The following is a 22184-nucleotide window of genomic DNA, read 5'->3' as shown; positions in this document are numbered from 1 at the left end:
ACGGCCGCCGTCGGCGCTGGTGGTGGGCCGCTCAGCCGAGCGGGCCGTACATTGCGGGGGAGGTGCGGGCCTGCGTGGCCTGCTCGAGCGCGTACGCGAGGCCGAGCAGCGGGCCCTCGTCGAAGTCGCGGCCGAGCAGCTCGAGGTTGACGCCGCCGCCGGTGACGGTGCCGTCGGTCGCGACCGCCTGGCCGACCGGGACGGTCACCGCGGGCAGCCCGGTGTTCGGGCTGAGCCGCAAGTTCGTGCCGATCGTCCCGTACGGGTTGGCGCTCGGGTAGACGAGCGCGTCGAGGTCGGCGTCGTCGAGCATCGAGGTGACGAGCACCTTCCCCTCGGCGAGGACCTTCGTGTGCGACCCCTCGGGGCCCGCCCACGCCTGGTACGTCTCCTCCGTGACCGCGTCGCGCGAGACATACGTGCTGCGGCGGGACGGCACGTAGCGACCCGAGTCGACGATCCCCTGGAGCGTGCGGGCCTCGACCTGCGGGGCGAGGTGGGTCGCGACGTACGCGTCGAGGTCGTGCTTGAACTCGTTCGTCGAGCCCGACCCCTCGGAGAGGACGCTCGCGAAGCCGTTCGGCAGGACCGGCGACCACGTGGTGGGCGGCGTGACCTCGACGACGGTCGCGCCGAGCGACTCGAGCGTCGCGCGGGTCTGCGCCCACAGGCGGAGCGTCGCCGCGTTGCTGCCGAGCATGGACGGCACGTAGCCGATGCGGGTGCCGTCGAGCGCGCCCTCGTCGAGGTACTGCGTGTACGACGCCGGGACCTCGCCCTCCTGGCGCGACGTCACCGGGTCGGCGGCGTCGACCCCGGCGACGGCGTCGAGCGCGACGGCCGCGTCGAGGACGCTCCGGGCCATCGGCCCGCCCGTGTCCTGGCTCAGCGCGAGCGGGACGATGCCGTCGCGGCTCGCGAGGCCGACCGTCGGGCGCACGCCGACGAGCTGGTTGTACGACGACGGGACGCGGATCGACCCGCCCGTGTCCGTGCCGAGGCCGAGACCGGCGAGGTTCGCCGCGACGGCCGCGCCCGTGCCGCCGCTGGACCCGCCGGCCGTGCGGCTCGTGACGTACGGGCTCGCGACGAGCGTGCTCGTGCCCGCGTCCTGGAACGAGGAGAATTCCGACGCGAACCCGAACGCGAACTCGTCCAGGCTGGCCTTCGCGAGGATCACCGCGCCGTCGGCGCGCAGGCCCTCGACCATCGTCGCGTCGGTCGTCGTCCGGTTTTCGTCCCAGCAGCCGCAGCCGCCCGTGGTGGGCATGTCCTTCGTGTCGTAGTTGTCCTTCACCGCGACGGGCACGCCGAGCAGCAGGCTCGTCATGCCGTCCGTCGCGCGGACCGCGTCGGCGCGCGCGGCGGCCTCCAGCGCGACGTCGCTCGTGCTGATGATCGAGTGCAGCGGCCGCCCGCCGGCGCCCGTGTCGACGAGCGTCGTGTCGTACGCCTCGATCCGGTCGAGGTACTCCTGGGTGATCGCGACCGACGTCGTCGTGCCCGCGTTCATCGCGGCCTGCATGTCGAGCACGGACGCCTCGACGAGCTCGAACGGGCCGTCGTCGTACACGATGCGCTGCGAGACGGCGGCGAGGTCGGTCACCGTGATCGTGCCGTCCCCGTCCGTGTCGGCGGGCGCGACGTCGTCCCACACCGCGTCGGCCGACGTCGCGCCGAGCGCGGCGGCGACGACCGCGAGGTCGTCGGTCGTGACCTGCTGGTCGCCCGTGAGGTCGAGCGCGGTCCAGTAGGGGGCGAGGAGCGGCGCGGGCTCGGCGCTGGGAGCACCGGTCGCGGCGGGCGCCGTCGTGACGCCGAGGACGAGGCCGCCGATCGTCAGGGCGGCGAGCCCGCCGGTGGCGGCGCGCCGGTGGGTCGTGGTCACGGACGGCTCCTTCGAGGGGACGGGCGCGCGGTGCGCGGGCGAGAGGTCGGGGCGGGGCAGCGGGCCGGTCATCGCGTGGCCGCCCGACGCCGCGCGAGCAGGATGCCCGTGCCGACGGCGACCGCGAGGAGCGCGGCGCCGACGAACCACGCGACGCTCACCCCGGTCGACGCGAGCGCGCCGCCCGAGGCCTCCCCGGACGGGGACGACGACGAGTCGGACGCGCCGTCGTCCCCGGGGGGTGTGGTGCCGCCGTCGTCGACGGGCGGCGTGGCGGTCCCGTCCGTCGGCTCCGCCGTGGGCGGGACGTCGGCCGCGGTGACGGTCGTCGTGGCGCTCGCGGCGTCGGTGAGCGTCGCCGTCCCGGCGTCGGCGCCCACGAGCGTGGCGGTCGGGACGGCGAAGGCCGCCGCGCCGTCGGACACGGCGGTGAACGTCAGGGTCGCGAGGGTGACGTCGCCCTCGAGGCCGGGCGAGGTGCCGAGCCGCGTGTGCGTGACGACGACCGTCCCGGCTGCGTCGTCGGTCGCGTCGGCGAACCCGCCGTCCGGGGTCACGACGGAGTCGTCCACGAGCTCGACGAGGTCGGGGTCGTAGGCGACGGCGAGGTCGTAGGCGTAGAGGTCGACGGCACCGGACGCGGCGACCGTGACGGTGATCTCCGCGCCGACCTCGACCGACGCGGGCGCCGAGAGGGAGACCTGGGCGACGGACGGTGCGGCGTGCGCGGGGGCGGCGAGGGCCGCCGCGGCGCACGCGAGACCGCCGACGAGGGCGGCGCGGACGCGGAGCCGTCTGCGGGGGACGGGACGGGTCATGGGCGAGCGGTCCTTCCTCCGGGCGCGCGGAGGTACGGCGCGACCGGCGGTCGTGTGGTGGGGCCCCCTGCCGTCAGCGATGCTCACAAGTCGCTGTTTCCCGGGCGTTTCGCGACGGTTAGCACGAGCAACGAACAGGGTCTCGGTCCGGTCACGATCCCGACGACGCGGGTCAGCCGAGGACCGGCGGCTCGCCCTCGCGCACCTCGGGGTCCGGCAGGCGGCGCATGCGCAGCGCCGCGACGACGCCGAGGAGCCCCGCGACGAGCGGCACGAGGAGCGCGACCTGCAGCGCCCGCGCCCGCACGTCGTCGTTGATGGCCACGACCTCCGCCCGCACCGCAGGTGGCTCGTCGGCGAGGAGCTCGACGAGCTGGGCGTCGCTCATGATCTCGGCGTCGTCCTCGAGCACCCGGGCGACCTGCTCCTTGTCGTCCGGGGGCAGCACGTCGCTCGCCTCCGCCCGCGCCGTGAACCCCGCCGCGAGCGACGCCAGCATGACCGCGCCCGCGACGGCGAGGCCGAGCGAGAGGCCGAACGACCCGGCAGCCGAGCTCACGCCCGCGGCCTCGCTCGCGCGCTCCTCCGGCACGGGGGAGAGCGTGTACGCGTTGAGCTGGGAGACCAGGAGCCCCAGCCCGGCGCCCGCCACGACGAGCGGCAGCGCGAGCCACCAGCCCGACGACGCCCTCGGCACCACCGCGACGAGCGCCACCACGCCCACGACGAGCAGGAGGAAGCCCGCGAGCACGCGGGAGGCCGGCCGCCGTCGGCCGGGGCGCTTGCCCGCGACGAGGGCGGCGGCGAACATCGTCAGCGACAGCGGGGCGAGCGAGAGGCCCGCGAGCAGCGCGTCGTACCCGAGCGCCATCTGCAGGAAGATCGGCAGCGCGATCATCGCCCCGCCCAGCGCGACCTGCTGCAGGAGCTGCTGCGACACCCCGATCCGGAACGCGGGCGAGCGGAACAGCCCCGGGTCGACGAGCGTCGTCCGCCCCGCCCGCGCGCGGCGCACGAGCCACCACGCGAGGCCCACCAAGCCCAGCGCACCGACGAGGACGAGCGCCCCGACCGCCTCGCCGCCCTCCTGCCACACCAGCACGCCCAGCACGACGCCGCCCATCCCGACGACGGACAGGACCGTCCCGACCACGTCCACCGCGCGGTCGCCCGTGTACGGGACGTCGCGCACGAGCCGCACGCCCACGAGGACGACGACGATCACCACGGCCTCGAGCCCGAACGCCACGCGCCACGACAGCGTCGTCGTGATGACGCCGCCGAGCAGCGGCCCGACCGCCGCCGCGATCGACGCCGCCGCGCCCACGAGCGCGTACGCCGCCTTGCGCGCGGTGCCCTCGAAGTTGCCGTGCACGAGCGACTGCATCGCCGGCAGCAGCAGCGCGGCTCCGAGCCCGCCGATGACCGACCAGAAGACCACGACCGCCACGAGGCTCTGGGCGAGCGTCATCGCCACGGCGCCCGCCCCGTACGCGAGCAGCCCGACGACGTACGCGCGCCGCCGGCCCACGAGGTCGCCGACCTTGCTGCCCACGAGGATGAACGACGCCGACACGAGCGCCTCGAGCGCGATCGCCGTCTGGACGCCGCTCACGGTCGTGCCGAGGTCGCGCACGACGGCCGAGATCGACACGTTCATGAACGACGTGTCCACCACGAGCACGAACATCGCGGCGGCCAGGAGCAGCGCGAGGCGCCGGTCGGCCGCCGTCGGCCGACCCGCGGTGCGACCCGTGCTCTGCTCCACGTCGACCCCCGTCCGGGGTCCATGCTCGCCGCCCGGGTCGTCCCGGCGCCTCACCCGTCGCGGGTGCTCCGCCGCCCGCGCCGCCGAGGTCGGCGCGGGGGACTGGGAGGATCGCGGTATGGCCGCAGAGGGGTGGACGTCGCGCCACGTCACCGTCGAGGGCCGCGAGGTCTTCGTGCGCTCCGGACCCGAGGTCGCGGGCGCCGTGCCGATCGTGCACGTGCACGGCTTCGCCATCTCCGGCACCTACCTCCTCCCGACGGCCGAGCGTCTCGCCCACCGCGCGACCGCCGTCGTGCCGGACCTGCCCGGGTACGGGCGCAGCGAGGAGTGGGGCCACCCGCTCGGCATCCCCGCCCTCGCGTGGGCGCTCCTGTCGACGCTCGACGCCCTCGGGCTCGACCGGGTCGTCCTGCTCGGCAACTCCATGGGCGGGCCCGTCAGCCTCGAGGTCGCGCACGCCGCCCCCGACCGGGTCGCCGGCGTGGTGCTCGCCTCGCCGGCCGGGGGCGTGCACAACCAGCCGTTCGGGCGCGCCCTCACCCAGCTCGCGCGCGACGCCGTGCGCGAGAGCCCGCGCATGGCGCGCGTTGCCGTGCCCGACTACGTGCGGTTCGGGCCGGTCAACGCGCTCCAGCTCTTCGCCGAGCTCGCCCGGTTCCCCTCGCTCGAACGCGTGCTGCGCGTCCCCGTGCCGACGCTCGCCGTCCTCGGCACGCGCGACCCGCTCATGCCGCCGCCGTGGCGCGTGCGGGAGGTCGGGGCGCTCGCGCCCCCGCACGTGACCGTCGCGGCGATCGAGGGCGCTCCGCACGCGATGAACTTCAGCCAACCCGGCGAGCTGGCGCACGTCGTCGGGTGCTGGCTCGACGGGCGCGACATCACCGACGACCCCGACGAGCCCGGCGTCGCGCGGGTGCTCCAGGTCGCGCGCGGCGCAGGGCCGGTCGTGTGAGCCGTCGTGTGCGCCGCGGGCCGGGTCGTGGGTCGGGACGTGAGGGTGCCCGGCTCGGTACGGTGCTCGCAGGGCGTTCCGCGTCCTGGCACGGACGGGAGCGCGCGAGAGCGAGGAGCGAGCGGTGACGACGACGGCGGCTGCGGTCGAGCTGAGCATCGAGGACCTGCGGGCGGTCACGGAATACGCGGCCCGGTGCGCGGAGCCGGCGCTGGAGCTCGTCGAGGCGGTCCGGCCCGACGACGCACGCCCCCGCGAGGCGGTCGACGCGGCCCGCGCGTTCGCCGACGGCGGCGCGCGCGGCAAGGCGCTGCGCGACACGGCTTGGGCGGCACTGCGCGCGGCGAAGGAGGCGGGCGACCCCGCTGCCGCCGAAGCCGCCCGGGCCGCGATGGCGGCAGCCGGCGCCGCGTACCTGCACCCGATCGCCGACGCCCACCAGGTCAAGCACGTCCTCGGCTCCGCCGCCCACGCTGCGCACGCCGCCGCGCTCGCCGCGGGCGGGGACGGGTCCGGCGAGAGCGTCGCGAGCAGGTGGCTCGACACCGCGCGGGCGCTCGCGACGCCCGAGGTCGTCGCGGTGCTGCGTCGCTACCCGCCCGCGCCGGGCGGCGGCGGTCGTGTCGGCGAGCTGGTCCGACGGCTCGACGCGGCGCTGCGGGACGGCACGGGGCTCGGAGGGCCTCGTGACTGACGAGCGGACGTAGTCGGCACCCGCCGGGACCTCCAGGCGTCGTCAGCTGCGCCGGATCCGCTGGGCGAACAGGTCCAGGACGGCGAGGATCCCCTCGTGCTGCCAGACCCGGTTGCGCCGGAGGCCGCTGCGCTCGCGGAGGACACCCGCATCGGCGAGCTGGCTCAGCGCTCGCTGGGCGGTGACGTCACTGAACCCGAGGTGGTCGCGGAGGAACGCCGCGTTGATCACCGGATGGGCCACGAGGTGCGGCACGACGCTCCAGGCGGAGGCCTGGGGCCGTAGCCCGGAAAGCTGTTCCCGCGCTGTGGCGACCTGTCCCGCGAGGTCGTCGACGAGCCGCGCTCCGGCCGTCGCGGCGAACCGGCTCGCGCGGGAGAGCTGCTCGACGATCGGCCAGGCGTCACCGGCGCGGAACGCGGTGAGCGCGTCGAAGTAGGCCTCGGTGTCGATGAGGAGGCCCGCGGAGACCGGGGCGATGGTGTTCCGCGTGAGGCCCTTCGAGCGCAGCATGGCGTGCACGAGGGCCCGGCCGGTGCGGCCGTTGCCGTCCGTGAACGGGTGGATCGTCTCGAGCTGCGCGTGCGCGACGGCGGTCTGGACGAGGACGGGAAGGTCCTCCCGGCGGACGAAGGCCATCAGGTCCGCCATCGCTCCAGGGACGAGCTCTGGCTGGGGCCCGACGTGGGTCGCGCCTCTCGGGCTGATGCTCGACGAGCCGACCCAGACCAGAGTGCCTCGGTAGCGCCCCGCGTGGTCCTCCCAACCGGGCTGCCCGGCGAGGAGCTCGCGGTGCATCGTGAGGATCGAGGCCTCGTCGAGCCGGTCGGCGAGGTCGATCGCGGCTTGCATGGCCCGGACGTTCGCGACGACGGTGCGTGCGTTGGTGCTCGCCGTCAGGTCGATCTCGGCGAGCGCGAGCTGCTTGGCGCCGACCGTCAGGTTCTCGATCTGCGACGAGGAAGCGGACTCGGTGCGCAGCAGGATCGAGGACATCGGACCCAGGGCGGGGTTGTCCGGCCCGAGCGTTGCGCTGGCGTACGAGTCGAAGCGTGCGAGAGCGGCGGCTGCTTCCTCGGCGTCGGCGGACTGCTGCGGCGTCAGTACGGGGGAGTAGTCCGCGATGGCGGTCGGGATGGTGGACTCGTAAGGTCCCGAGCCAGCCGCCACCTGCGCACGCGTCGAGAGGCCGTCGTTCTCTGCTGTCCAGTAGTGGCTCACGTGAGCTACCGCTGGGACAGCGAGCGCTTGAACTGCTTCCATGGCGTCACGTTACTTACAGTTTCGGCGAAACTGTAAGTAACGGGCGGCGTCAACTATCACTCGAGGGTTCCGCGCTCGGTGTGTCGAACCGCACGGCCTCGGAGAGCGTTTGCGGTCGATGTCGTGCACACGATAGATGCATCATGTATCTATGCCACGCACCACCAGCGCTTCTGCCACGGAGCAGGCGTACCGGCACGTGAAGTCCCGCGTCCTCGACGGGAGCCTGCCCGGCGGGTCCATGACGAGCGAGGGCGAGATCGCCGAACAGCTCGGCGTGAGCCGCACGCCGGTCCGGGAGGCGTTCCTGCGCCTGGAGGCCGAGGGCCTGCTCCGGCTCTACCCGAAGCGCGGCGCGCTCGTCGTGCCGGTCGCGGCCGGCGAGGCCGACGACGTCCTCGACGCGCGCCTGCTCGTCGAGACGCACGCCGCCCAGTTCGTCGTCCGCCTGCCCGACACCGAGCTCGCCACCCTCGTCGCGCTCCTGCGCGACCTCGTCACCGCCCAGGAGGCCGCCGTCGCCGACGGCGACGTCGCGGAGTACGCGACGCTCGACGCGCGGTTCCACCAGGAGATCGTCGCGGCCGGGGGCAACGCGCTGCTCACCACGTTCTTCGTGAGCCTGCGCGAGCGCCAGCAGCGGATGGTCGCGCACAGCGTCCGGTGGGACCCGGGCCGGGCGACGACGTTCGTTGCCGGGCACCGCGCGCTCGTCGACGCGCTCGAGGTGCGCGACACCCGCACCTACAAGCGCCGCGTCCAGCGCCACCTCGAGGACGCGAGGGTCGGCCTGTGAGCGCGGCTGCCTCGGACCCCACGACCGAGGCCTCCGCGCCGGGGGTGAGCGCCGCCGTCGGGCCGCGGGCGTGGCTCGCCGTCGCGGCGGTGATGTTCGCCGTCGCGTGGGGCGGCAACGAGTTCACGCCCCTGCTCGTCATGTACCGGGAGGTCGGGCACTTCTCCGCGGTGACTGTCGACGCGCTGCTCGCCGCGTACGTGCTCGGGATCGTCCCCGCGCTCCTGCTCGGCGGACCGCTCTCCGACCGGTACGGGCGCCGCCCGCTGCTCCTGCCCGCCGCGCCGATCGCGCTGGCCGGGTCGCTCGTGCTCGCGGCGGGGGAGTCGTCCGCCGCGCTGCTCGCGACAGGGCGCGTCCTGTGCGGCGTCGCGCTGGGCCTCGTCATGGCCGTCGGCACCACCTGGGTCAAGGAGCTCAGCGATGTGGCCGCCCACGCGTCCGGCGTGCCCGACGGCGGCTCCGGCGCCCGCCGCGCGGGCCTCGCCCTCACGCTGGGCTTCCTCGTCGGCGCCGGCGTCGCAGCGGTGCTCGCCCAGTGGGCGCCCTGGCCCACGCACACCGCCTACCTGCTGCACGCGGCGCTCGCCGTCGCGACCGGCGTCTGGCTGCTGGGCGTGCCGGAGACGCGCGTCGTGCCCGACGGCGGAGCCCGGGGCCGGCTGCGCGACGACCTGCGCGTGCCGGCGGTCGCGCACCGGCGGTTCCTGCGCGTCGTCGTGCCCGTGGCCCCCTGGGTGTTCGGGTGCGCCGGCAGCGCCTACGCCGTGCTGCCGGGCCTCGTGTCCGCCAGCGCGGGCAGCGCGCCCATCGCGTTCTCCGGGCTCATGACCGTGCTCGGCCTCGGCTGCGGGGTCGGCATCCAGGTGCTCGGCCGCCTCATCGACACCCGGCACAGCGCGCGGGCGTCCGTCGTGGCGATGTCCATCGTCGTCGTCGGCATGGGCTTCGGCGCCTACGCCTCGGCGCGGCTCGACCTCCCGACGGCGCTCGTCGCCGCCATGGTCCTCGGGGCCGGCTACGGGCTCGCGCTCGTCGCCGGGCTCAGCGAGGTCCAGCGCATCGCGACGCCCGACGACCTCGCCGGCCTGACGGCCGTCTACTACTCGCTCACGTACATCGGGTTCTGCGTGCCCGTGGCGCTCGCGGCGCTGTCCGTGCGGTGGACGTACGCGCAGATGTTCCTCGGCGGCCTGGTCATCGCCGCGGTCTGCCTGGTGATTGTCGCGAGCGCGTGGCGCGCGCACCTGCCGACGGGGGAGCGGGACGCCGTGGCGACCTCCGGCGAGACCGACCGCACATCCCCGACCGGGGCAAACGGTGCTCTGGAGGCGTTACGGATGGGGTAGAGTATCCGAGGCTTCACGGGGTCCGAACATGCGGTGTTGTGTTGCGTGGGAGGGCCAGGTGATCCAGCCACGGGCTGTGGCGCAGCTTGGTAGCGCACTTGACTGGGGGTCAAGGGGTCGCAGGTTCAAATCCTGTCAGCCCGACACACGAAGAGGGACCGGCACCTGTCGGTCCCTCTTCTCGTCGTGCCGTGACCGGACCGGGTGGCCGCTTGCTAGGGTGGCGGCGACATGCAGCTCATGGCCGCACTCCGTTCGCTGCTCGCCGGGCGCCGGCGAGGCCTTTCGGGTGCCCTGCTGATCGCTGCGCTGCTTCTCGGCGTCGTGACGATGCACGCGATGAGCGGGTCGTCGACGGCCCACGTCGGGCCTGCGGCGGTCATCGCGGAGACGAGCCACCCCGCGGGTGCACCGGTGGCCGACGACGGCCCCGGGCACCACGAGCAGGGTGGCTGCCTCGACTGCGGCGGGCACGAGATGGCGTCGGCGATGTGCCTCATGGTGCTGGTCGTGCTGCTCGCCCTCGTGCGCCCCGGGCGCGGCCTCCTGGCACGCCTCACCCCCGTCTGGTCCCGCCTCGTCGAACCGGGGCGCGCTCAGCCCTTCGTCGGCCTCGCGCCGTCGCTGCACCTTCTCGGAATCTCTCGGACGTAGGAGCCGCACGCCGTCGACGCACCCTGCGTCGACCGATACGCCCCGCACCGGGGCGCGTGTGGTTCCTGAGTACCGAGACGAGAGGTCTGTCCCATGAAGTTCAAGAGTGTGCTGGTGCCGGCGATCGCGCTGGTGACCGTCGCGAGCCTGGCGGCGTGCTCGACCGACGACGAGCCCGGGAGCGGGGCGGCGCCGTCGTCCGCCACGACCGGGGCCGAGGAGCAGGACGGCACGGCGGAGGGCGGCACGTTCAACGACCAGGACGTGATGTTCGCCCAGATGATGATCCCGCACCACGAGCAGGCGATCGAGATGTCCGACGTCATCCTGGCCAAGGACGGTGTCGACCCTGAGGTCACGGATCTGGCGAACCAGATCAAGGACGCCCAGGGCCCGGAGATCGAGCAGCTGACCACGTGGCTGGAGGAGTGGGGCTCCCCGATGGAGGAGTCCGGCGGCATGGACCACGAGGCCATGGGCCACGGGTCGATGGACGGGATGATGAGCGAGGAGGACATGCAGGCCCTGGACGCCGCGCAGGGCGCGGAGGCGGGGCAGCTGTTCCTCGAGCAGATGATCGTCCACCACGAGGGTGCCGTCGAGATGGCGCAGACCCAGGTCGACGAGGGCGAGAACGCGGACGCGGTCGCGATGGCGCAGGAGATCGTCGAGACCCAGCAGGCCGAGATCTCCACCATGGAAGACCTGCTCGCCTCGAGCTGATCCCGCCCCGCGGGGCGTGCGCACCGACGTGCGCGCGCCCCGCGGCCCATGCCAGAGGGTCGAGCAGCGCGCCGAACATGCACGGCGGCCAGGTCGTGCGCGGCGACCCTTCACTGCTCATCGGACCCTGTTCCGGGGGATTGAACCCAGGGCAAGCCGATCCCGGGCGGCGTCGGGCCGGTCGAGCGAGCGGGCCCTCCGCTCAGGCGATATACCCTTACCGGGTATATGCGGCGGTGGTCCGCGGGTTCCGCCGGTACGACAGGAAGTAGGGCAGCCAGCATGTCCCGAGCACATCGCAGCGGGCACGGCGCGACGACGGTTCGTGACCGGGGTATTGGCGCGTGACGGCGACGATCCCGACCGACGAGCGGGCACGTCGTCCGCGCACCGCGCGCACCGTGCCCGGCATCACGGCGTGCGGGTTGTGCGCGGGGGAGACGCTGGCCGCGACCGACACCCGTCCCGGCGGACAGCTCGAGCGTCTGCGCCGGATCGCCGAGAGCGGGGACGCGCGCCTGACGGTCGTCGACTGCCTCGACGCGTGCGAGCGCGGGGACGTCGTCGTGGTGCGGCCGGTGCCCTCCGCGCGCGCCGCCGGCCCCGCCTGGTTCGAGCAGCTGGCGGGCGACGAGCTCACCGCCGCCCTGCACTCCTGGATCCGCGCGGGCGGGCCGGGCCTGGCGCCCCTGCCCGACCAGCTGGCCCCGCGGGTGATCTCGACCCAGGCCGAGGTACCACCGCCCCCGGACGCCGCCGCCGCGGGCTGAGCGTCGGTCACCTACGCTCGGGGCATGCCGACCGTCCTGCTCGTCCGTCATGGCCGCACCACCGCGAACGCGAGCGGCATCCTCGCCGGGCGGGCCGACGGCGTCGCGCTGGACGCCGTCGGGCGTGACCAGGCGGCCCGGGCGGCCGAGCGCGTCGCGGGCGTGCCGCTCGCGCGGGTCGTCACCAGCCCGTTGGAGCGGTGCCGGCAGACCGCGCAAGCCGTGCTCGACCACCAGGCGGACGACCTGGAGTCGTTGACCGAGCACGGGATCACCGAGTGCGACTACGGGCAGTGGCAGGGGCGTGCGCTGAAGGACCTCGCCCAGGAGCCGCTGTGGTCGGTCGTGCAGGCGCAGCCGTCGGCGGCCGTCTTCCCGGGCGGCGAGTCGCTGGCCGCGATGCAGGCCCGGGGCGTCGAGGCGGTCCGGCGGCACGACGCGGAGGTCGCCGCCCGCCACGGCGCGGACGCGGTGTGGGCGGCGGTCTCGCACGGCGACGTCATCAAGTCCGTGCTCGCCGACGCGCTGGGGGTGCACCTGGACCTCTTCCAGCGCATCGTCGTCGGCCCGGCATCGATCTCCGTCGTCCGGTACGGGCCGCACCGCCCGGAGGTCGTGGCGGTGAACACCGACGCGGGCGACCTCTCCTGGCTGCGCAGCGCGGCGCCCGCGGGCGACGCGCCGGTGGGCGGCGGCGCCGGGCCGGGCCAGGCCGACGCCGCGCGGTAGCCGAGCCGACGTCCGACCCGTGGCCGTCCCGTGCGGACGGGCCGTGCGCTCGTAGAGTGAGGTCATGCCCACTCTCGTCCACGAGTACGACTGGCCGGACCGCGTCGTCGTGGGGACCGTCGGGTCGCCCGGCTCCCGCACGTTCTACCTGCAGGCGCGCGAAGGCACGCGGACGACGAGCGTCGCGCTCGAGAAGGAGCAGTCCGCCGTCCTGGCGGACACGATCCAGCGCCTGCTGGACGAGCTCATGGAGGAGCCCGACAACCGGTACAGCGTCCCCGCCGATGTCCCGGCCGAGCTCGTCGACGACGACCCGCTGGACCTCCCGGTCGAGGAGGAGTTCCGCACGGGCGCGATGCGCCTGACCTGGGACCCGCGCACGGCGCAGGTCATCGTCGAGGCGTTCCCGCTCGTGGACGACGACGACCTCGACCCCGAGGCGGACGAGCCGGAGCCCGCCGAGTCGCTCCTCGTCAAGATGCCCGTGGGGACGGCGCGCGCGTTCGCGCAGCGCACGCGCGCCGTCGTGAGCGCGGGCCGCCCCCTGTGCCCGCTGTGCGGCCGGCCGGTCGACCCCGACGGCCACGAGTGCGCGCTGCCCGGCGAGGCGTGACGACCCCGCACGACGACGCCGCCGCGCCGTCCGACGTCGACCCCGCTGTCTCGCCGCCCGGCCTCGGCTCTGCCGTCCCGCCGTCCGGTCTTGACCCTGCCGGCACCCCGCTCGACGCCGCCCTGACCGAGGCGCCGCTCGACGTCGTCGGGCGGATCCGCGTCGCGTCCAACGCGACGTTCCTCGCCCGGCTGGGCGACGTCTCGGTCGTGTACAAGCCGGTCGCGGGCGAGAAGCCGTTGTGGGACTTCCCGGACGGCACGCTCGCGGGCCGCGAGGTCGCCGCGTACCTCGTCTCGGAGGTGTTCGGCGGGGGAGTCGTGCCGCGCACGTGGCTGCGCGACGGGCCGCTCGGTGTGGGCATGGTGCAGCTCTGGCAGGACGTCGACGCGGCGCAGTCCCCGGTCGACGTCGTGCCCACCGACGAGGTGCCGCGCGACGGCGTGCGGACGGTGCTGGAGGGCGTCGACGAGGACGACCGCCCGGTGAGCGTCGTGCACGAGGACTCGCCGGCGCTGCGGCGGATGGCGGTGCTCGACGCCGTCGTGAACAACGCCGACCGCAAGGGCGGGCACGTGCTGCCGCTGGCGGACGGGCGGCGCCTCGGCGTCGACCACGGCGTCACCTTCCACGTCGAGCCCAAGCTCCGCACGGTGCTCTGGGGCTGGCTCGGCGAGCCCCTCGCCGACGTCGAGCTCGCGGGCGTCGAGCGCGTGCGCGCGGGCCTCGACGGCGACCTCGCCCACCGCCTGCGCGGTCTCCTCGCACCCGACGAGGTGGCCGCCCTCGCGGAGCGCTGCGACCGGCTGCTGCGCACGGCACGGTTCCCCGCACCGGAGGGCGACATGCCCGCCGTCCCGTGGCCGCTGTTCTGACCTCCCGGGCGAGCGGCACGCGCCCCGGGTAGCGTCACGACGGATGAGCCATCTTCCCGACCCGTGGGTCTCCACCGGTACCCTGCCCGGGCGCGACGTCGTCGAGGCCGCTCTCGACGACGCGTACGAGCGCTTCCGCGACCTCGACGAGGGCACTGTCATCGAGGACGTCCCGGCGCTCGCGGGTGCGGAGCCGGACCTGTTCGGTGTGGTCTTCACCGACACGGCGGGTGCGGAGCACGCGCGCGGCGACGTGCACCACCGGTTCTCGATCCAGTCGATATCGAAGGCGTTCGTGTACGCGCTCGTCTGCCAGGAGATCGGGCACGACGCCGTGCTGGAGCGGGTCGGCGTCGACAACACGGGCGTGCCGTTCGACTCGGTCCTGGCCATCGAGCACGGCGAGGGGCACCCGATGAACCCGATGGTCAACGCGGGCGCGCTCGCGACGACGGGTCTGGTCCCCGGCGACACGGACGACGCCCGGTGGGACTTCCTCGTGCACGGTCTGTCGCGGTTCGCCGGGCGCGCCCTCGACGTCGACGAGGAGGTCTACCGGTCCGAGTCCCGGACGAGCCGGCACAACGAGGGGCTCGCCTCGCTGCTCGCGAGCCACGGGCGTCTGCACGGTGACCCCGGGGCCGTCGTCGATCTCTACACCCGGCAGTGCGCGCTGCGCGTCGACGTCCACGACCTCGCCGTCATGGGCGCCACGCTCGCCAACGGCGGCGTCAACCCGTCGACCGGCGAGCGCGTGGTCGAGGCGGGCATGGCCCGCGACGCGCTCAGCGTGGTGGCCTCGACGGGCATGTACGAGAGGTCGGGCGAGTGGCTCTTCGAGGTCGGGGTGCCGGCCAAGAGCGGCATCTCCGGGGGCATCGTCATGATGTCGCCGGGGAAGGGCGCGGTGGCGGCGTTCTCCCCGCGGCTCGACGACGCGGGGAACTCCGTGCGCGGCCGCCGCGCGGGCGCCCTCCTGTCGCGCGCTCTCGGGCTCGACCTCTTCGCGTCCCGGCCTGCTGGCACGCGCTCCTGACCAGGCTCCCGCGCCGCCCGTCCTGCGCCGTCACGGACCAGCCCGCTCAGCGCCCGTGGGGGTCGGACGCGTTCAGGGTGCGCACGACGTCGTCGTAGTCGCCGCGCGCCTCGCCGAACCGCAGGAACTTCACGCGCTCGACGAGGATCTCGTGCGCGTCGGGCTGCGTGCGCAGCAGCTCGACGACCTCGGTGACGAACTCGTCCAGCGGCATGGCGATCGCGCTGTCGCGCTGACCAGGCATGAGGTCCGTCGCCACCGACGGCGGGACGAGCTCGACGACGTCGACGCGCGTGTCGGCGAGCTGGAGCCGCAGCGCCTCGCTGAGCATGTGGATCGCGGCCTTCGAGGCGTCGTACGTCGGCGTGGCCGCGAGCGGCGCGAACGCCAGCCCGGACGACACGGTGACGATCGTCGCGCGCGGCCGGGTCTGCAGGTGCTCGACGAACGCGCCGACGAGCCGGATCGGGCCGAGCACGTTGGTCGTGACGATCTGCTCCGCGGTGTCGAGGAAGCCCTCGGGGTGGTGCCAGTCCTCGGTGCGCATGATGCCGGCCATGGTGACGAGCGTGTCGAGGTCGGGGTGGCGGTCGAGGACCTCCTTCGCGGCCGTGGCGATGCTCTCGGGGTCGGTGGTGTCGATGCGCACGGTGTCGAGACCGGGGTGCTCGACGGCGATCCGCTCCAGGAGGTCGGTGCGGCGCCCGCCGACGACGACGGTGCTGCCCTGCTCGTGCAGCGCGACCGCGAGCGCCAACCCGATGCCGCTCGTCGCGCCGGGGATGAAGACGGTGCTGCTCGTGATGTCCATGCCTCGATCCTGAACGTCGTGCGCGCGGCGCGGCAGAGTCCGGTGGACGGGGGACCGGCGATCCCTGGCACGGGCGTCGCGCACCCCGGACGATGGGCGCATGGACCGCGCCGCGCTCGCCGACTTCCTCCGCCGTCGCCGGGAGGCGCTGCAGCCGAGCGACGTGGGGCTCCCGGCCGGGCTGCGCCGTCGGGCACCGGGCCTGCGCCGCGAGGAGGTGGCGCAGCTCGCGCTCATGTCGACGGACTACTACACGCGCCTCGAGCAGCAGCGCGGGCCGCAGCCGAGCACGCAGATGCTCGCGTCGATCACGCGGGCCCTGCGCCTGTCCGACGACGAGCGCGACTACCTCTACCGGGTCGCCGGGCACGGGGTGCCCGACCGGGCGACCGATCCCGGGCACGTGGCTCCCGCGCTGCAGCGCGTGCTCGACCGCCTGGACGACACCCCGGCGCTGATCCTCGACCCGCTCGCGCAGACGCTCGCGCAGAACGACCTGGCGCGCGCGCTCTACGGCGACGCGTCGGCGTACGCGGGGTGGGACCGCAGCGAGATCTACCGGTGGTTCGCCCACCCGGCGACGGCGCGGGCGATCTACCCGGCGGACGACCGGGACCGGCAGGGCCGCGCGCTCGTCGCGAGCCTGCGCTCGGCCGTGGCGGTGCTGGGCGCGTCGTCGCGCGCGGGCGAGCTGGTGCGGGTGCTGTCGCGCACGAGCCCGGAGTTCGTCGCGCTGTGGGACCGGCAGGAGGTGGCGCGCCGGTTCGTGGACCACAAGACGCTCGTGCACCCCGTGGTCGGGGAGATCGAGGTGGACTGCCAGGCGCTCACCACGGAGGACCAGCTCCAGGTGCTCCTCGTGCTCACGGCGGCGCCGGGCACGGAGGCGGCGGACAGGATCCGCCTGCTCGGGGTCGTGGGCACGCAGGACCTCGCGGTGCCGTCGTCCGGCCCGCAGCCCTCCTGACGCCTCAGGGGTCGAGGCGCCGGCGCAGCAGGCAGAACACGTTCCCCTCGGGGTCGGCGAGGACGTGCCACGGCTCGTCGCCCGTCTGGCCGACGTCGGCGGGCCGCGCGCCGAGGGCGAGGAGCCGCTCGAGCTCGGCGTCCTGGTCGCGGTCGGTGGGGTTGACGTCGAGGTGCAGCGGGAGCTTGCCGGAGCGCGGGTCGGTGCTCGGGCTGAGGATGAGGGTCGGCTGCGGGCCGCCGAACCCGACGTCGGGCGGGCCGATCTCGATCGAGCCGTCCTCCTCGCGGTCGAGCTCGACGTAGCCGAGCACGTCGCACCAGAACCGGGCGAGCAGCTCCGGGTCGGTGCAGTCGAGGACCAGCTCGCTGATGCGGGACGCCATGCCTCGCAGCCTACGGGGCGCCCGGTCCCGGCACCCGGCGGGTGACGCCCGATCGTGGCACCCTGGCCGTCACACGTGCGGCGAGAGAGGGAGCGGGATGGGTCTGGGCAGACGGCGGTCGGGCAAGCGGGCGGACGAGCGCACCGAGGAGGCTCCCGCCGCGGAGCGCGTCGCCGTCGCGGAGCGTGCCCCTACCGGGGAGACCGACACCGCTGCGGACCGGGCCGACGCCGTCGAGCCCGCGCGCCCGGCGGGAGCGTCCGCGCTCTGGTCGGACGGCCTCGGTCGCGCGGGCACGCGCTCGGTGCAGGTGCTCGCCCTGGTCGCGCTCGTCGCCGTCGCGGTGTTCGCGGTGACGCGGCTGACGCTCATCGTCATCCCGGTCCTCATCGCGCTCGTGCTCGCCGCGGCGATCTCGCCGCTCGTCGGGCTGCTCCGGCGCAAGGGCGTGCCGTCGTTCCTCGCGACGGTCGTCGCGCTGCTCGCGCTCGTCGTCGTGCTCGGCGTGGTGGTGTGGCTCGTCGCGGCGGCGGTCGTCAAGCAGTGGCCGGAGCTGCGCGACCAGGCCGTCGAGGGCTTCGACGAGCTCCAGACCTACGTGCAGAACCTGCCGTTCGACATCACCGAGGAGCAGATCGCGTCGGTGCGGGACTCGCTCGTCGGCCTGCTCCAGTCCGACGCGGTCGGCGCCGGGGCGCTCGCGGGCGCCTCCCAGACGGTCGACTTCGTCGCCGGGTTCTTCGTGATGATCGTCGTGCTGTTCTTCTTCCTCAAGGACGGCCCGGCGATCTGGGAGTTCCTGCTGCGTCCGTTCGAGGGCGTCCGGTACGCGCGCGGGCAGCGCATCGGCGAGACGACGGTCCGCACGCTCGGCGGCTACGTGCGCGGGACGGCGATCGTCGCCGCGGTCGACGCCGTCGCGATCGGCATCGGCCTCGCGATCGTCGGGGTGCCGCTCGTCCTCCCGCTGTCCGTGCTCGTGTTCCTGCTCGCGTTCATCCCGCTCGTGGGGGCCACGCTCGCGGGCGTCCTGTGCGCGCTCGTCGCGCTCGTCGCCGTCGGGCCGGTCGAGGCGCTCATCGTCGTCGCGATCGTCATCGCGGTGAACCAGCTCGAGGGCGACCTGCTCCAGCCCGTCGTCATGGGCCGCACGCTGCGCCTGCACCCGCTCGTCATCCTCATCGCCCTCACCGCGGGCACCGTGCTCGCGGGCCTCACCGGCGCCGTGCTCGCCGTGCCCATCGCGGCGTCCATCTGGCGCGCGATCCAGGTCTGGGACGGTCCCGACCTGCCCGCGCGGTTCGCGCGCCAGAAGCGGCACGAGACCGTCGACGGCGCGCCGGCGTCGTCGTCCTGACGGCGGGCGCGGGGCGGGCTCAGGTCGCGACGTCCGCGGTGGAGGCCGCGACCCGGTCGGCGACCGCCGACGCCACCTCAAGCGCGGCGTGCGCCGGCAGCCAGTGCCCGGTGTCGAGCTCGACGAAGCGGTACGGCGCCTCGACGTGCCGCTCGGTGTCCCCGGCGGCCCACCGCCCGAGCGCCGGGTCCGCCGCGCCCCACAGGTACGTCGTCGGGACCCGGACGGCTCCGACGGGACGCGCGCCCAGGGGCAGCGCGCGGTACCAGTCCAGGGCTGCGGTCAGGGCGCCGGGCTCGCGCATGAGCGCCCCGCACCGCTCCGCCTGCTCGGCGGGCAGGCCGGAGCGACGCAGCAGCGCGGGCAACCGCGGCCGCAGGAACGCCTCGGGCAGCGCGGGGAGCTGGAACAGGGCGACGTAGAGCGACCGCAGCGCCTGGTCCGACCGCACGAGCCCGCGTGCCATCGCGCGCGGGTGGGGCGTCGAGAGCACGGTCAGGCTGCGCACGCGCTCGGGCGCCCACGCCCCGAGCGCCCACGCGACGCCGGCGCCCCAGTCGTGCCCGACGACGTGCGCCGGCCCGGTGCGCTCCAGGAGGGCGAGGACGTCCGCGACGAGGAAGGGCAGCCGGTACGCCGCCCGAGCCTGCGGGCGCGCGCCGGGGGAGTAGCCGCGCTGGTCCAGCGCGACCGTGCGCAGCCCTCGGTCGTGCAGGAGCGGCGCCACGCGGGACCACGTCGACGAGTCCTCGGGGAACCCGTGCAGGAGCACGACGGGCGCTCCGTCGGCCGGACCGTCGTCGTGCACGTCGAACGTCAGGGTGCCGCGGCGCATCGTGGTCGGTCGGGTCTCGGTCATCGTCCCAGGGTGCGGCGGGGCCGCCGCACCGGCAATCGGCGGGCGGGGCCCGCGCCGCCGCGCCAGGATCGGAGCGGGACGTGCGCGTCGCCGTCCGCCCGCAGGAGGAGGAGACATGACCCACCCCGACGGCCCGCGGGGAGCCGGCACGCTCGACGACCTCGCGCGCGGCACGACGACGGCAGGGGCGCTCGCGTTCTTCGACACGCTCGCGCCCGTCGACGGCGAGGCGCTCCCGGGGTTCTGGTGGGGATCCGGGCTGCCGACGGGGCACGTGCTCGACGGCGCGCTCGAGGCGCTCGGCTGGGCGGGCAAGCGGTTCGAGCCCGGCGGCGACGCGCACCCCCTCCTGTTCGACGGCGCGGGCGGCGGCCTCGTGGACGTCAACCCCGCGCTCGTCCCGCTCCCGCTCGTGCTGCGGGCGGCGCCGGCGCTGCGCCGACCGCCGGTCGCCCGGATCGCGCGGGCGCTCCTGCCGCTCACCCGGACGCGTGCGCCCCGGGCGCGGGTGCGCGCCGTCGTGCACCGGGGCGTGGTGACCGCGGCGATGACCTACGACGCGCTCCCGGTCGAGGACGCGCTGCGCGCCGTCGACGACGACACGCTCGTCGGGTGCATGGAGGCGCGCGGCATGGGCCGCCCGTTCTTCTTCGTGCTGCGGCGTGCCGCGGGTCAGGACACATTGCCCTGGAGCAGCCGCCGCCAGTAGATCGTGGGCTGTAGGTAGCGGTCGAACAGCAGCAGGCTGCGGCGCGGGCGCGCGAGGTCGACGACGCCGAACCCCGGGTCGGGCCGACGGTCCCGGTCGAACTCCGCGAGGAGGAGGCGGTCGCGCGACGTCGTGACGGGCGCGACCGAGTAGCCGTCGTAGCGCTGCATCGGGGTGCCGCGCCGTCGGGCCTGGATGTTGCGCGCCACGACGGGCACCTGCCGGCGCAGGGCGCCGCCCGACGGCATCGCGTCGACCGACGCGGCGTCGCCGAGCCCCCAGACGCGCGGGTGCGCGACGTGCTGGAGGGTCTCGGGGTCGACCGCGACGAACCCGTCGCTCTCGGGGGTCGCGAGCCCGCTCGCGGCGACCCACGCCGGGGCGCGGTGCGGCGGCGCGACGTAGAGCGCGTCGTAGGAGACCTCGTCGGTCCCGTGCGGCCCGCGGAGCCGGACGGTGCGGTGGGTCGCGTCGACGGACACGAGCGACGTCGCGGTGCGCACCCGCACGCCGTAGCGCCGCGCGGCGGCGCGCAGCGCGGGCTCCGCGCGCGGGTCGTCGACGAGGCGCGGCGACTCGACCGCGAGCTCGACCTGGATCGCATCGAGGACGCCGGTGCGGCGCCAGTGGTCGGCGGCGACGAACAGCGGCTTGAGGCCGACGGGGAAGCACGGCACGTGCCTTGCCGAGATCGCGAACACCACCGTGCCGGAGGTGAGCGACGACAGCAGCTCCCACGTCTTCGGCGCAAGGTCGGGCAGGTAGCTCGTCGCGGCGAACGGCGTGCCCATCGCCTGCTCGGCGCCGGGCACGGCGTCCCAGTCGACCTCCGACCCCGGGCAGACCGCGAGGTCCCCGTAGCCGAGGGTGCGCCCGCCCGCGAGGTGCACGAGCGAGCGCTCGGGGTCGACGCCGACGACGCGGTCGGGGTAGACGCGCACGCCGTCGGGCACGACGTCCTCCTGCGGCCGGGTGAGGTCGTCGAGCGTCGCCATGCCCGACGCGACGTAGGAGAGCAGCGGCCGGTACTGGTGCGTGGTCCGCGGGTCGACGACGGCGACGTCGGGGCAGCCGTCGCGGCGCAGGCGCCCGGCGAGCGAGAGCCCGGCGTTGCCGCCGCCGAGGACGAGCACGTCGTGGCGTGCCGGTGCGTTCATGGCGGGTCCGATCTGCCGGGGGCGGGTCGCTCCACGCTACGGCGGGGTCAGCCCGCACGCCCTGCCAACCCGATGCAACCAGGGGGTTGCACATGGTCTGGATGACGTGCAACCATGAGATTGCATCACGAGCGCCGGTCGCGGGTCGCGCCGGCGGGACCGAGACCCGTTCGACGGGACGCACCGGGAGGGCGACATGACCGGACTGCTGGAGGACAGGGTCGCCGTGGTCTACGGCGGCGGAGGCGCGATCGGCGGGGCCGTGGCCCGGACCTTCGCGCGGGAGGGCGCGCGCGTCTTCCTCGCGGGCCGCACGCAGGATCGTCTCGACGCCGTCGCGCGCGACATCGCCGCGGCGGGCGGCCGCGCCGAGACGGCTCGACTGGACGTGCTCGACGAGCGGGCGGTCGGGGCCCACGCCGCGGCCGTCGCCGCGGCGGCGGGCGGGATCGACGTCGTGCTCGACGCGGTGAGCGTCCCCCACGACCAGGGCACCCTGCTCGGGGACCTCTCGTTCGAGGAGTTCTGGCGCCCGGTCGAGGGGTTCCTGCGCGGCCTGTTCCTCACGAGCCGGGCGGTGGCGCCCTACCTCGCGCGCGACCGGCCCGGCGTGCTCCTCACGCTGTCCGAGCCGGGCGCGCGGCTCGTCGTGCCGGGCATCCTCGGGCACGGCGTGAGCGCCGCGGGCAAGGAGACGCTCACCCGGCTCCTCGCGGCGGAGCTCGCCCCGGCCGGCGTGCGCGTCGTCGGGCTGCGGCCCCACGCGGTCGTCGACGGGCCGGCCCACGGCTCGTACGCGCGCGAGCTGTTCGCGCCCGCCGCGGCCGCGGCCGGGCAGACCGTCCAGGAGCTGCTCGACGACGGCCCCCTCGCCGCGGGGACGCTGCGGGGACGGCTCCCGACCGTCCAGGAGGTGGCCGACGCCGCCGCCTTCCTCGCGTCCGACCGCGCCGCGGCGATGACGGGGACGATCGTCAACCTCACCGGTGGCGCGGTGCCCGACTGACC

General features: G+C 75.1%; 23 protein-coding genes and 1 tRNA gene. 16 read left to right on the top strand and 8 right to left on the bottom strand.

What is annotated here, in order from left to right:
* Positions 1-31: 31 nt before the first annotated feature.
* From HKK73_RS09975 to HKK73_RS09965, 3 genes are all read right to left on the bottom strand, one after another.
* Positions 32-1888 carry an amidase family protein gene (locus tag HKK73_RS09975; protein ID WP_253705609.1) on the bottom strand — a complete coding sequence of 619 codons (1857 nt, stop codon included), beginning with the start codon at positions 1886-1888 and terminating at the stop codon, positions 32-34.
* Between the two features lie 68 nt (positions 1889-1956).
* On the bottom strand, positions 1957-2706 hold the full coding sequence (locus HKK73_RS09970) for a cohesin domain-containing protein (protein WP_171467917.1): 750 nt from the start codon (positions 2704-2706) through the stop codon (positions 1957-1959).
* 172 nt (positions 2707-2878) lie between these two features.
* Entirely contained in the window at positions 2879-4396 is a 1518-nt protein-coding gene (locus HKK73_RS09965) for an MFS transporter (protein WP_083711810.1), read from the bottom strand.
* A gap of 196 nt (positions 4397-4592) precedes the next feature.
* On the opposite strand from HKK73_RS09965, the gene HKK73_RS09960 reads away from it, so the two are divergent.
* Together HKK73_RS09960 and HKK73_RS09955 are read left to right on the top strand one after the other, a co-directional pair.
* Positions 4593-5429 (top strand): alpha/beta fold hydrolase, encoded by an 837-nt coding sequence (locus HKK73_RS09960; RefSeq protein ID WP_171467916.1) that lies wholly within the window; start codon positions 4593-4595, stop codon positions 5427-5429.
* Positions 5430-5553: 124 nt separating this feature from the next.
* Positions 5554-6123: a putative immunity protein gene (locus tag HKK73_RS09955; protein ID WP_171467915.1), complete on the top strand. Its 570-nt coding sequence runs from the start codon at positions 5554-5556 to the stop codon at positions 6121-6123.
* 42 nt (positions 6124-6165) lie between these two features.
* Here HKK73_RS09955 and HKK73_RS09950 read toward each other — a convergent pair whose 3' ends face one another.
* Positions 6166-7344: a Fic family protein gene (locus HKK73_RS09950; protein ID WP_253705608.1), complete on the bottom strand. Its 1179-nt coding sequence runs from the start codon at positions 7342-7344 to the stop codon at positions 6166-6168.
* A 193-nt stretch (positions 7345-7537) separates the two neighbouring features.
* Between HKK73_RS09950 and HKK73_RS09945 the strand changes: the two genes are divergently transcribed.
* The 10 genes from HKK73_RS09945 (at position 7538) to glsA (ending at position 14931) form a co-directional block, all read left to right on the top strand.
* Complete coding sequence (locus tag HKK73_RS09945; protein ID WP_171467913.1) at positions 7538-8182, top strand: GntR family transcriptional regulator; 645 nt, start codon at positions 7538-7540, stop codon at positions 8180-8182.
* Positions 8179-9531 (top strand): MFS transporter, encoded by a 1353-nt coding sequence (locus HKK73_RS09940; RefSeq protein WP_253705607.1) that lies wholly within the window; start codon positions 8179-8181, stop codon positions 9529-9531. The genes HKK73_RS09945 and HKK73_RS09940 overlap by 4 nt, the downstream gene beginning before the upstream one ends.
* 70 nt (positions 9532-9601) lie before the next feature.
* Positions 9602-9675 (top strand) — tRNA-Pro (locus HKK73_RS09935).
* A 96-nt stretch (positions 9676-9771) separates the two neighbouring features.
* Positions 9772-10185, top strand: a complete 414-nt coding sequence (locus HKK73_RS09930) for a DUF6153 family protein (RefSeq protein WP_144723230.1) — start codon at positions 9772-9774, stop codon at positions 10183-10185.
* Positions 10186-10278: 93 nt separating this feature from the next.
* A complete protein-coding gene (locus HKK73_RS09925; RefSeq protein WP_114553576.1) occupies positions 10279-10908 on the top strand; it encodes a DUF305 domain-containing protein in 630 nt (209 codons plus the stop codon).
* Positions 10909-11252: 344 nt separating this feature from the next.
* Complete coding sequence (locus tag HKK73_RS09920; protein WP_171467912.1) at positions 11253-11678, top strand: hypothetical protein; 426 nt, start codon at positions 11253-11255, stop codon at positions 11676-11678.
* 24 nt (positions 11679-11702) lie between these two features.
* A complete protein-coding gene (locus HKK73_RS09915; protein WP_171467911.1) occupies positions 11703-12407 on the top strand; it encodes a histidine phosphatase family protein in 705 nt (234 codons plus the stop codon).
* Positions 12408-12471: 64 nt separating this feature from the next.
* Positions 12472-13020, top strand: a complete 549-nt coding sequence (locus tag HKK73_RS09910; RefSeq protein WP_034652290.1) for a DUF3090 domain-containing protein — start codon at positions 12472-12474, stop codon at positions 13018-13020.
* Between the two features lie 122 nt (positions 13021-13142).
* Positions 13143-13895 (top strand): SCO1664 family protein, encoded by a 753-nt coding sequence (locus HKK73_RS09905; protein ID WP_171468734.1) that lies wholly within the window; start codon positions 13143-13145, stop codon positions 13893-13895.
* Positions 13896-13938: 43 nt separating this feature from the next.
* On the top strand, positions 13939-14931 hold the full coding sequence (glsA, locus tag HKK73_RS09900) for a glutaminase A (RefSeq protein WP_171467910.1): 993 nt from the start codon (positions 13939-13941) through the stop codon (positions 14929-14931).
* A 46-nt stretch (positions 14932-14977) separates the two neighbouring features.
* On the opposite strand, the gene HKK73_RS09895 is transcribed toward glsA, so the two are convergent.
* Positions 14978-15742, bottom strand: a complete 765-nt coding sequence (locus HKK73_RS09895) for an SDR family oxidoreductase (protein ID WP_171467909.1) — start codon at positions 15740-15742, stop codon at positions 14978-14980.
* 100 nt (positions 15743-15842) lie between these two features.
* Between HKK73_RS09895 and HKK73_RS09890 the strand changes: the two genes are divergently transcribed.
* Complete coding sequence (locus HKK73_RS09890) at positions 15843-16709, top strand: helix-turn-helix transcriptional regulator (RefSeq protein WP_171467908.1); 867 nt, start codon at positions 15843-15845, stop codon at positions 16707-16709.
* A gap of 4 nt (positions 16710-16713) precedes the next feature.
* Here the strand turns inward: HKK73_RS09890 and HKK73_RS09885 are convergent, their stop codons facing one another.
* The gene (locus HKK73_RS09885) at positions 16714-17094 is read right to left on the bottom strand and encodes a VOC family protein (protein ID WP_114553458.1); all 381 of its coding nucleotides are present in this window, start codon (positions 17092-17094) and stop codon (positions 16714-16716) included.
* A gap of 97 nt (positions 17095-17191) precedes the next feature.
* Between HKK73_RS09885 and HKK73_RS09880 the strand changes: the two genes are divergently transcribed.
* Complete coding sequence (locus HKK73_RS09880) at positions 17192-18451, top strand: AI-2E family transporter (protein ID WP_171467907.1); 1260 nt, start codon at positions 17192-17194, stop codon at positions 18449-18451.
* 19 nt (positions 18452-18470) lie between these two features.
* Here HKK73_RS09880 and HKK73_RS09875 read toward each other — a convergent pair whose 3' ends face one another.
* Positions 18471-19310, bottom strand: coding sequence for an alpha/beta fold hydrolase (locus HKK73_RS09875; protein ID WP_171467906.1), 840 nt, complete (start codon positions 19308-19310; stop codon positions 18471-18473).
* A 115-nt stretch (positions 19311-19425) separates the two neighbouring features.
* Here HKK73_RS09875 and HKK73_RS09870 point away from each other — a divergent pair, with 115 nt between their 5' ends.
* On the top strand, positions 19426-20019 hold the full coding sequence (locus HKK73_RS09870; protein WP_171467905.1) for a DUF4334 domain-containing protein: 594 nt from the start codon (positions 19426-19428) through the stop codon (positions 20017-20019).
* Here the strand turns inward: HKK73_RS09870 and HKK73_RS09865 are convergent.
* Complete coding sequence (locus HKK73_RS09865; protein WP_171467904.1) at positions 19983-21176, bottom strand: NAD(P)/FAD-dependent oxidoreductase; 1194 nt, start codon at positions 21174-21176, stop codon at positions 19983-19985. The genes HKK73_RS09870 and HKK73_RS09865 overlap by 37 nt on opposite strands.
* A gap of 196 nt (positions 21177-21372) precedes the next feature.
* Between HKK73_RS09865 and HKK73_RS09860 the strand changes: the two genes are divergently transcribed.
* Positions 21373-22182, top strand: coding sequence for an SDR family NAD(P)-dependent oxidoreductase (locus HKK73_RS09860; protein ID WP_043657821.1), 810 nt, complete (start codon positions 21373-21375; stop codon positions 22180-22182).
* Positions 22183-22184 lie beyond the last annotated feature (2 nt).

The organism is Cellulosimicrobium sp. 72-3, from assembly GCF_013127315.1.
Taxonomy (GTDB): domain Bacteria; phylum Actinomycetota; class Actinomycetes; order Actinomycetales; family Cellulomonadaceae; genus Cellulosimicrobium; species Cellulosimicrobium funkei.
The sequence above is the reverse complement of the archived record's forward strand: the minus strand, read 5'-3'. Positions and strand labels throughout refer to the sequence as shown.

Bases quoted from the DNA above. Each gene is read 5' to 3' on its own strand.
- HKK73_RS09970 (WP_171467917.1), bottom strand. From the start codon at position 2,706: ATGACCCGTCCCGTCCCCCGCAGACGGCTCCGCGTCCGCGCCGCCCTC.
- HKK73_RS09965 (WP_083711810.1), bottom strand. From the start codon at position 4,396: ATGTTCGTGCTCGTGGTGGACACGTCGTTCATGAACGTGTCGATCTCG.
- HKK73_RS09960 (WP_171467916.1), top strand. From the start codon at position 4,593: ATGGCCGCAGAGGGGTGGACGTCGCGCCACGTCACCGTCGAGGGCCGC.
- HKK73_RS09945 (WP_171467913.1), top strand. From the start codon at position 7,538: ATGCCACGCACCACCAGCGCTTCTGCCACGGAGCAGGCGTACCGGCAC.
- HKK73_RS09930 (WP_144723230.1), top strand. From the start codon at position 9,772: ATGGCCGCACTCCGTTCGCTGCTCGCCGGGCGCCGGCGAGGCCTTTCG.
- HKK73_RS09925 (WP_114553576.1), top strand. From the start codon at position 10,279: ATGAAGTTCAAGAGTGTGCTGGTGCCGGCGATCGCGCTGGTGACCGTC.
- HKK73_RS09915 (WP_171467911.1), top strand. From the start codon at position 11,703: ATGCCGACCGTCCTGCTCGTCCGTCATGGCCGCACCACCGCGAACGCG.
- HKK73_RS09910 (WP_034652290.1), top strand. From the start codon at position 12,472: ATGCCCACTCTCGTCCACGAGTACGACTGGCCGGACCGCGTCGTCGTG.
- glsA (WP_171467910.1), top strand. From the start codon at position 13,939: ATGAGCCATCTTCCCGACCCGTGGGTCTCCACCGGTACCCTGCCCGGG.
- HKK73_RS09895 (WP_171467909.1), bottom strand. From the start codon at position 15,742: ATGGACATCACGAGCAGCACCGTCTTCATCCCCGGCGCGACGAGCGGC.
- HKK73_RS09890 (WP_171467908.1), top strand. From the start codon at position 15,843: ATGGACCGCGCCGCGCTCGCCGACTTCCTCCGCCGTCGCCGGGAGGCG.
- HKK73_RS09885 (WP_114553458.1), bottom strand. From the start codon at position 17,094: ATGGCGTCCCGCATCAGCGAGCTGGTCCTCGACTGCACCGACCCGGAG.
- HKK73_RS09880 (WP_171467907.1), top strand. From the start codon at position 17,192: ATGGGTCTGGGCAGACGGCGGTCGGGCAAGCGGGCGGACGAGCGCACC.
- HKK73_RS09875 (WP_171467906.1), bottom strand. From the start codon at position 19,310: ATGACCGAGACCCGACCGACCACGATGCGCCGCGGCACCCTGACGTTC.
- HKK73_RS09870 (WP_171467905.1), top strand. From the start codon at position 19,426: ATGACCCACCCCGACGGCCCGCGGGGAGCCGGCACGCTCGACGACCTC.
- HKK73_RS09865 (WP_171467904.1), bottom strand. From the start codon at position 21,176: ATGAACGCACCGGCACGCCACGACGTGCTCGTCCTCGGCGGCGGCAAC.
- HKK73_RS09860 (WP_043657821.1), top strand. From the start codon at position 21,373: ATGACCGGACTGCTGGAGGACAGGGTCGCCGTGGTCTACGGCGGCGGA.